Origin of the sequence: Clostridium sp. E02 (assembly GCF_003833015.1) — a bacterium.
Classification (GTDB): domain Bacteria; phylum Bacillota; class Clostridia; order Lachnospirales; family Lachnospiraceae; genus Lacrimispora.
Window position 1 is genome coordinate 1 of sequence record NZ_RJLQ01000062.1, and the last position, 509, is coordinate 509.

The 509-nt window shown below is 42.6% G+C and carries 1 rRNA gene; it reads right to left on the reverse strand.

From position 1 onward, the window contains the following. Positions 1 to 384 precede the first annotated feature (384 nt). Positions 385 to 502 (reverse strand): 5S ribosomal RNA (gene rrf / locus EFT72_RS18930). Between the last annotated feature and the right edge of the window lie 7 nt (positions 503 to 509).

Genomic DNA, 509 nt, shown 5'->3' on the forward strand with positions numbered 1-509 from the left:
GTTACGGCTACTCTAACGAGTTTTATTTGGTTACATCTTTCGATGTAACACCTCGGATGTCTTGATATTGTCTTTTTGCAAAGACTCTATCTAGATATATTTCAATATGTGGTTTTCAAGGTACGTGCGCGATGCTACCAGAAGCATGCACAATCATGTGGAAAACTGTGTTGAAAGTTTGCTTTCATAAGCAGTTTTTTATGCGATTGTATAGGCGTGAAACGCCGTGACTGAGAAAAGCGTTCGCTTTTCAAAGTGTGCTTCGTAATGGTACCGTTTTGACTGAAGTTCATCAGTCATTCGAAAGCTTGATCAACTCAAACTCACGAATCACTGGTAAAAACCAGTTATATAAAGCACTCTTTCAAGTGGTTTTTTTATTTAATCTGGCACCCACCTGCTCTCCCATGCCGTCTCCAGCATAGTACCATCGGCCGCTTAGGTCTTAACCATCGTGTTCGAGATGGGAACGGGTGTGTCCCCTAAGCGCATCGGCACCAGAAACTTCG